We start from the raw sequence: 9105 nt of genomic DNA, 5'->3' as shown, positions 1-9105 counted from the left end.
CGGCACGATTAACTCTTTGTTGCTCGGTTTTTACTTAGCCCGCTAGGTTACAAACCTCGCGCCGCGATTAAATCGTCTCTAGATTGAACAAATTTCAATCCACAAAGGTCAACACGCCCTAGGGAAGAAATTACAGCAAGGATGCTGATATTTAATTAAGAAGACTGTGCCGCTTCGTATCTATTACTTACTCGACCCAAGTAATAAATACCTAAGATCACAATTACTTGCTACATTGCTCATATTAGTGACGGTTGATATGACTCAAAAAAGCCCTAACGGGCTTTTTTTATTTCTTTAAATTTTCTGTGATATCTGTATCTTACACTTCTTCAGTGCAAAAAAACTTATTTTGACCTATAAAATATTATACATGTAAACGAAAAGTGCATTGTCTTGCCTTTACATTTAAGCCGGTGTAAACAGGACAATAGGCATTGTTTTTTGCAACCACATGTAAACGTTTTAATCACTCATTTATACTGACCGACTTAAAGATAGGATCTACTTAACGATAAGATTATGGCACTATCAACAAGGCAAAAATTTTACGATATTATGGGGTGCTTTAATTCGTTAGATTGTTCAAATACTTATGCCAATTGATATTAGTGCACCATGATAATAAATTTACGTTTAGTTATGCCGATGGCATTAAATTGGTATCGATACATATTGCAACTATTACTAATTGGAGACATTACTATGTCACAGTTTAATTTAAAACCATTAATACTTGCTGGCGTTTTATTTGCAAGCCCTTTTGCCCATGCAACATTAGAAGAGGGCATTATAGCCGCTAACGAAGGTCGATTTGAATACGCATTAAAAGAGTTTGAATACCTAGCCGACAAAGGTTTTGCACCTGGCATATACGAACTTGGGAAATTATATGAAGGTGGCTTTGGCGTAGTACGCGACTACCATAAAGCCGCGCAGCTTTATCAACAGGGTGTTAAAAAGAATCATGTCGATTCTATGTTCGCATTAGCTGTACTTTACGATGAAGGTAAAGGTGTTAAGCTCGATAAGCAAATGGCTTTAAGCCTATTTGAAAAAGCAGCAAATAAAAACTTACCCGCAGCACAATTTAACCTAGGTGTTATGTACGCAAACGGTGATGGCGTTAGTCACGATTTTGAACTTGCAAAAAAATGGTACGAAAAAGCGGCCGCAAATAACTATTCCCTCGCGCAATTCAATTTAGCACTCATGTATTTTGAAGGCTTAGGTATGCCTAAAGATCTCGAAAAGTCATACATTTGGAACACTATTGCTGAGTACAACGGTAATATGCAAGCAAGCCATAGCCGCAAACTCGATGAGCGTAAAATGCTCCCTAAAGAAGTTGAAGAAGCGAAAGAAAAAGCAGACGCCATATATGCAAGAATTTTAGCGGGTACTTATGCAGGCGAAGGCCGCTTATTTTAACCGACTTTAAAATAATAAAAGCTGAACTGAGCGATTTAGTAGCCGCTAATCGTTCAGCTTTTTTATTTTCTAGATTTTACCAATTTGCAATAATACTTAACCTGCACTCTGGTTATTTAATATATAACCACTTAAGCAATTTGATCAGTAACTTACTTTGCTTAAGTAACATGCCAACCCGTGGATTAAAAGAGCCAGAAACTAATGTGTTTTTAGCATGGCTAAAGGTTAAAAACCCTTCTTTACCATGGTAATGCCCCATACCTGAGTGCCCAACACCGCCAAACGGTACATCATCTGCCGTAACTTGCACTAGCGTGTCATTAACAGCAACTGTCCCGCTGAGTGTTTGCTTAATAATATAGTCTTGAGCGCGTTTATCTTGCCCTAAAATATAAAGTGCTAATGGATGGTGATGTTGTTTAATGTAATCAATTGCCTCACTGAGTTTGTTATAACTCATTATTGGCAATATAGGACCAAATAACTCATCTTGCATTAGCTGCATTTCGTCTGTGACTTGAGTAACTATATGTAGCCCCATACGATGCTTTTCTGCATCTTGCTGATTTTGCTCAAGCGGTTTTACAATAGTTGCACCGAGTTCTTGTGCTTGCGCTAAATAGCCCGCTAAACGTTTGTAATGTGCATCGCTAATAATCGATGTTAAGTTTTTACCTTCAACGCCGTCTTTAAAATGCTTTTTATAAAGCTCGCATAATTGCTGAATAAGCTGATGCTCAAGCTCTTTAGGGACAAATACATAATCGGGCGCAACACAAATTTGCCCTGCATTAGCCATTTTTCCAAATAACAATGCCTGTGCTGCTTTTTGAATATCAGCGTGCTCGGTAATGATCACTGGAGACTTACCACCAAGCTCAAGCGTAACAGGCGTTAAATTTCGACTTGCTGAGGCCATTACTAATTTACCAACCGCTGTCGAACCAGTGAATAGTAAATGGGCGAACGGGAGTGATGAAAATTCGCTTGCTACATCGCTCCCCCCCTGAATTACTTTACAATGCTCTTGCATTTCATCACTAAATAGTTTTTCAAGAACAACATTTGTATGCGGGGTAAACTCACTTAGCTTTAACATCACCCTATTACCTGCGGCAATAGCTGTAATAACAGGTACTATGGCCAACTGAATAGGGTAGTTCCACGGCGCTATAACTCCGACGACCCCTTTAGGTTGATAAGTTACACTCACTTTAGAGGGCCATAAACTTAAACCCACGGCACGATTGCTTGGCTTTGACCATTTTGGTAACTTTTTTATTATATGAGCAAGACCTTGCACTGTTGGCAAAATATCACCAAGCAACGTATCAAATGCAGTTCTGTAACCAAAGTCTTTTGAAACCGCATCAACGAGCTCTTCTTCAAGCTCGACAACGCGTGCACGTAGCTTTTTTAAAATCGTAATGCGTTTATTTATAGATAAATAGGGTGTCTCTAAAAAGGCATTTTGTAAGCCATTAAACTGAGCTAATAAAGAAATCGTTTGTGATGTATCTGTTGTCAAAATAGATTGCTCGATTTTTAAAGTTATTAGCGACTATAACCTTGTTCTGTTTTTCGAGCAATAACACTAATTTTATTTAAAGCACTCCTTTAAGAGTAAAAATATAGACACAGAGTAGTTTTATTTTTAAACAATCAATATACAAAACTACCCTGCTATACGTGACTTGAAACGATTAGAATTTAAATACGTGAGCTGCAATCGTCATAGTGACCAGTGTTATTAAAACAATGGCGACAATATTGAGTACAAAGCCCGCCCTTATCATATCGCGCATTTGTATTTGCCCTGAGCCAAATACGATTGCGTTTGGAGGGGTTGCAACGGGCATCATAAACGCACAACTACAAGCAATAGCAGCAGGAATAACCCATACAAGAGGTGAACCCGTTATTGATTCTGCAACGGGTCCTAATAACGGTAAGAACCCTGCAGCAGTGGCTGTGTTGCTGGTGATCTCAGTTAAAAATGTAATTAATGCCACCACAACAAGCACACCCATAACAAGTGGAATAGCGCTGGCGCCTTCAATTAGGTGAGCAATAAATTCAGCAAGCCCTGATGATTTAATTTGAGATGCGAGTGTAAGCCCTCCCCCAAATAATAATAAAACGCCCCACGGTACTTTAGCTGCACTTTCCCAATCAAGAATACGCTCGTCACTGCCCTTGTTTGCGGGTAAAACAAACAATAATAATGCTGCAGCAATCGCAATACCGGTATCAGAAATTTTCAGTCCTGTGATCTCGCCAAGTACAGGTCTAAATATCCAACACAGTGCTGCTAATACAAACACAAATAACACGCCTTTTTCGGCACGCTGTAGTACTCCTAAGTTTTTTAACTGCGTTAAAAACACCCTTTTTGTATCAATTGGTTGATCGGCTTTCATGTTAGCATCAACTTTATATGCAAACTTAGTAAGCCAAACCCAGCTAATAATCAACATACTTAAAGCAAGAGGAACCCCTACAATCATCCACTGCGCAAAGCCAATTTCAATTTGGTAGCTATCAGATAAATAGGCAGCCATTAACGCATTAGGGGGTGTACCTATTAATGTGGCAATGCCACCAATACTAGCCCCATATGCGATTGATAATAACAATGCTTTACCAAACCCTTCATTGCTAGGATCTGATTGCTTAACTAAATTAGTTATTGAAAGCGCAATTGGTAGCATCATTACCGCCGTTGCAGTATTGGACATCCACATAGATAAAAATGCGGTTACTAGCATCATCGCTAAAATTTGCAAACTAGGCTTTGTACCTGCATAAAGCATAGTACTCAGGGCTATCCGTTTATGTAACCCCCACCGTTCCATTGCAATAGATATTAAAAATCCGCCTAAAAATAAAAAGATTAAAGGGTGTGCATAAGGTGCAGCAACCGTTTTTATTGCTGCAATATCAGCTAAGGGTGAAATAACTAATGGTAGCAAAGCCGTAGCAGGTATAGGCACAACTTCACTTACCCACCATGAGGCCATCCAAAATGCCAACCCTGCCGTATTAAATGCTGCAACCGACATTCCCTCCGGTGGGGTCACTAGGCAAGTAAGCAACATAATACTTGGGCCCATCAATAACCAAAACCATTGCATGCTTTGCTTTTTAGGAGAGTTATTTTTTAAAATTTGTTGAGTCATTATTTTTCCTAAAACTTATATTTAAGGCCAAGTGCAACACTACTGTCTGTATTTTCGTCCAAGTCTAAATCGGTATACAGTAGATAAGCGGTAGTTTGTTTATCAAATACATAGTCGAGACCAGTAGTCCATTGAGTTGCATCAGTCTGTTGGCGAAGCGCTGAATCATCCTTCGCAAACTGAATTTTTGGCACCCACTTATCAAGTGTATAGCTGGCACTTAACACATAACCATTACCCGATTTAGTACCATCTACCGATTCAGAATGCTGGTATAGTACACCTAGTTGTAATTGTTCAAATTTATAAACACCAGCAAGACGATTTGCTTTTATATTATTAAGTGAATCAACTCGACTTAAAGAGATATAGTACGGCGTATTTTTTAAATTACGGTCGCCATAAATAAATGTGGCAGCGTAACCTGCTTTGTTGTCTTTATTATCGTCTTTTGGGGCATAAGTAAAAGAAAACTGCGTATTATGCCAAGAGTTTGAGGTATAGCTAATAGTATCGCCAAGTCGGTCCTGCCCTGCAATAACTTGTGCTATATCTGCTTGCGTTTCGTTAAAATTATCAAGCTTTCCTTCTGAGTACTTAAATCGAGTATCGTTTCTGCCTACAACGACCTCACCAAACGCACCTTTTAAACCTAAGTAAGTATTACGTGCAGTGAATGGCTCTTGTGTATCATCTTCTTCAAAGCCCTTAACTTGTACTTCATATTTAAAAACCGCAGTTAAATATTCATTTAATTTATGTGCGCCTTTAATGCCTATACGTGAGTATGGCGCCTCAATTTGAGTACCTTCTTTGACATAACGCATTATGCCCGTATCAGTAGTGGCAATTTGCACTTCGGCTTTACCGTAAACAGTGTAATCTGTAGCAAAAGCGGTGTGGGAAAATGTGGCTAAACAGCCAATTGATAGTAATAAAATACGAGTGTGTGTAGTTTTTGTCATTGTGCGCCCTGATTATTAGAATCTACTTGTTGTAGTGCTAATAAGGCAACTTTACTGCCAAGTATATAAAAACTCATCATTTCAATAACTTGATAATATAAACTATTAAGTTTTAATAAAAACGTGCGGATCAGCACACATTAAAAAAGTGAGTAGTGTCACCAAATCCACCCATTTTAATCGGTAAACATATCTCTGTTGAGGTTGTATTTACTCATTTTATCGTAAAGTGTTTTTCGTGCTATTTGTAGTGTTTCCATCGTGTTTTTAATACTGCCATGATTTTGCTCAAGCGCGTACTCAATGAGTGACTGCTCATAAAAAGACACTTTTTCGGATAAACTCAAATCGGCAGATAAACCACCAAACTGCTGTGTTTTGACTTCTGCAAAGGCAAGCTCAGCACCGAGCAATACGGCTCGCTCTGCTTGATTTCTGAGTTCTCTGACATTGCCAGGCCAATCATATGCAACTAAACGCTGTTGTATCTCAGAACTAATTGCTGCAGGCGGTTTATGATAGCGAGTAGCAGCAATAGAACTAAAGTGCTTAAACAAAAGTAATATGTCGGCTTTTCGAGAGCGTAATGGCGGAATAGTAACGTTGACCAAACTCAGTCTGTAATATAAATCAGCCCTAAACTGACCGTTTTCAACTAGCGAAAGTAAGTTTACTTTACTCGCTGCCACAATCCTTATATCTAAATCAATTGCTTTATTATCACCTACGGGGGTCACTTTTCGCTCTTCTAATACGCGCAGTAACTTAACTTGCAGTGACATTGGGGTGCTTTCTATTTCATCTAAAAATACTGTACCACCTTGAGCATATTCAAACTTGCCTTTTCGGCTCTGCGTCGCGCCCGTGTATGCACCACTTGCTGCACCAAACAATTCGCTTTCTATTAATTGCTCTGGTACAGCACCACAATTAATAGCAACAAAGTTACAACTAGAGCGATTACTTTGGTCGTGCAGGTAACGCGCTACAAGCTCTTTGCCTGTCCCTGTCTCACCTTCAATCATGACATCTGTTGGTGTATCTATAATCGTGTTTAGCAAGTGCATCATATCTTGCATTTTAGGCGTATCACCTAATATACGCACACCTGGTGCTGACGTTTTTTGTACGGCAACTTTTAATGCGCGGTTTTCCATAACTAAGCTGCGTTTGTCGCATGCCCTTGCAATACAATCTAGCAGATGTTCATTAACCGGTTTTTCAAATAAATCATATGCGCCTAATTGCATTGCTTTGACAGCAATGGATACGTCAGCGTAGCCTGTTAAAAAGATAACAGGAAGCTCACTATCAAAAGCGGTTATTTGCTCCAAAAGTGTTAGGCCGTCCATAGTCGGCATATTTATATCGCTCAAAACGATCCCAGCAAAACGTCGGTTAAGTTTACTAAGGGCCGTACTTGCGTTATTAAAGCATTCAACGATATACCCCTCGAGGGTTAGCAATTGCTTTAAAGAGTCTCTGATCATTGCTTCATCATCAATGACTATAATGTTATTACACGATGAGCTATTAATCATGTTTGCCTTCCTGCTTATTTGACAGACTGATTATAAATTCAGCTCCGCCTTCTACCCGATTATGCGCGCTCAAGCAGCCGTTAAATGAATCAATTATCTGCTTTGATATAGATAAACCAAGCCCTAAACCATTACTCGACTTAGTACTATAAAAAGGCTCAAACAGGTTCCCGAATGCATGTTGCTCTATGCCAGAACCCGAATCTAAAATGGATAACTTTACCCGATCTTCAAAACTCTCCACCTGAAAACTTAAATTACGAACAGCAGCGTTAATCATCGCTTGGCTCGCATTCGTAATTAAATTAACCAGTACTTGCTCAAATTTAAGTGCATCTACCCAAACGATAATATTTTCATTAAAACTTGGAGGATCAACATGTATGTTGTCTTGCTTTAATTGTGCACTTGATATCATTAATGCATTATTTAATAAGCCAGCTAAAGGATAAGGCCTTAATTGCATATCTGATGGTTTACTAAAATGCTTAAGCTGGCCAACTATTTTGTGCACACGTTCAACGAGCCCTGCAATAACAGTTAAACTCTCATCTAAAGCCGAAATATTGCCTTTGCCCAATAAACGTTTAGCACTAGCGAGGTAGGTATTTATTGCACTAAGCGGCTGATTAATTTCATGATTGATACCCGCACTAAGTTGCCCTATGGTGGCAAGCTTAGCCGATTGAACCAAGGCACTTTGTACTTTTTCAAGAGCTTGAGTTCGCTCTATCACTTCAAGCTCTAAACTGTGCCGTGAATACAATAATTTTTTATACCCAGCAAAACGTGTTAATAAGCTATAGCCAATAATAATGAGTAAGCTATAGATAAAAAACGCCCAAAATAAGCGAGGCACTTGTGCAGCATTAATTTTAGATATATCGACAAGTACGTGCATAGTGGCATTGAAATAACGCAGAGGCATGGCTGCTGTAACATACAATGATTTGTCTATTTTAAAGTGTGTAATGCCTTCATTACTAAATTGAAATTGCTTGATGTATTTAGGTTGATGGTCCAGATAGGCTCGACGAGATTTAATATCACGCCGTGCTGTAATATCTAGCTGAGTAAAACTATTTAAGCGCCATTGTTCAACATCTGACATTGCAATAATTTCGTCTGCTAACTGTAAATAAAAATGACTACCTTGTGATGTATTTAAAAGCTTTCTGTCATTTTCGAACTTATTTACATTCACTTTTAGTACAACAACACCAATCGCTTGGCTCTGTTTATAAACAGCTTGAGAAAAATAAATACCACGTTCCTCAGAACGCATACCTAATGCAAAATAAGCAACAGTTTCACCTGCAAATGCGCGCTTAAAGTAAGGCCTAAAAGCAAAATTGCTACCTAAAAAAGAATAATCAGTCTGCCAATTGCTACTTGCCGCTACAGCACCTTGCGGATCCAGAACAAACACATCTGATGCCCCACTGGCTTGTTGAATATCAGCAAGGTAATTATTTATAGCGCTGTAGTGCTGTTGTTCACCGTTGAGAAAATTAACCAACGACTCGTTATGCGTAAGCAACTGAGGAATGGCAGAAAAGCGGGCAAGTTCCGTATCAATATAATTGTTTAATTGAGTTACTTGACGCTTGGCCTGAAGCGCTGCTTGCTCAACATCATGAGCACGGCCAAGCCAAAACGTAACGACTAATATAAGTAGGAGTAATATACATACACTAATAATTTTTTTAGAAAAGGAAAACATTAACAGCTCGCAAAAGAATAACCGAGAGAATTTTAAGACGCTAGGGCATGTTGACCTTTGTGGATTGAAATTTGTTCAATCTAGGGGCGATTTAATCGCGGCGCGAGGTTTGTAACCTAGTGGGCTAAGTAAAAACCGAGCAACAAAGAGTAAATTGCCCCTAGGCAGAACCCTTCGGGCAGCGCATGTTTGGCATTTATGCTGCGTTATCGCCTATTTATGGGGAATAACCACACTACATAGGCGCTGCCTTGCCTAAATAC

6 protein-coding genes are annotated in these 9105 nt (G+C 39.0%); 1 reads left to right on the top strand and 5 read right to left on the bottom strand.

Features of this window, described 5'->3' with window-relative positions; all coding sequences use genetic code 11:
• Positions 1 to 705: 705 nt before the first annotated feature.
• Positions 706 to 1431 carry a tetratricopeptide repeat protein gene (locus CWB66_RS00030; protein WP_077538754.1) on the top strand — a complete coding sequence of 242 codons (726 nt, stop codon included), beginning with the start codon at positions 706 to 708 and terminating at the stop codon, positions 1429 to 1431.
• A 112-nt stretch (positions 1432 to 1543) separates the two neighbouring features.
• Here CWB66_RS00030 and CWB66_RS00025 read toward each other — a convergent pair whose 3' ends face one another.
• The 5 genes from CWB66_RS00025 to CWB66_RS00005 all read right to left on the bottom strand — a co-directional run bounded on the left by CWB66_RS00025 (position 1544) and on the right by CWB66_RS00005 (position 8842).
• Positions 1544 to 2962 (bottom strand): coniferyl aldehyde dehydrogenase, encoded by a 1419-nt coding sequence (locus CWB66_RS00025; protein ID WP_138583852.1) that lies wholly within the window; start codon positions 2960 to 2962, stop codon positions 1544 to 1546.
• Between the two features lie 175 nt (positions 2963 to 3137).
• Positions 3138 to 4613 carry an SLC13 family permease gene (locus CWB66_RS00020; protein ID WP_138583851.1) on the bottom strand — a complete coding sequence of 492 codons (1476 nt, stop codon included), beginning with the start codon at positions 4611 to 4613 and terminating at the stop codon, positions 3138 to 3140.
• Between the two features lie 8 nt (positions 4614 to 4621).
• Positions 4622 to 5578: a porin gene (locus tag CWB66_RS00015; protein WP_138583850.1), complete on the bottom strand. Its 957-nt coding sequence runs from the start codon at positions 5576 to 5578 to the stop codon at positions 4622 to 4624.
• Between the two features lie 176 nt (positions 5579 to 5754).
• Positions 5755 to 7119 (bottom strand): sigma-54-dependent transcriptional regulator, encoded by a 1365-nt coding sequence (locus tag CWB66_RS00010; protein WP_138583849.1) that lies wholly within the window; start codon positions 7117 to 7119, stop codon positions 5755 to 5757.
• A complete protein-coding gene (locus CWB66_RS00005; RefSeq protein WP_138583848.1) occupies positions 7112 to 8842 on the bottom strand; it encodes a sensor histidine kinase in 1731 nt (576 codons plus the stop codon). The genes CWB66_RS00010 and CWB66_RS00005 overlap by 8 nt, the downstream gene beginning before the upstream one ends.
• Positions 8843 to 9105: the final 263 nt, after the last annotated feature.

Source organism: Pseudoalteromonas sp. S558, assembly GCF_005886635.1.
Taxonomy (GTDB): domain Bacteria; phylum Pseudomonadota; class Gammaproteobacteria; order Enterobacterales; family Alteromonadaceae; genus Pseudoalteromonas; species Pseudoalteromonas aliena.
Note: the sequence above shows the minus strand (reverse complement) of the source record. Positions and strands in the feature narration are given on the sequence as shown.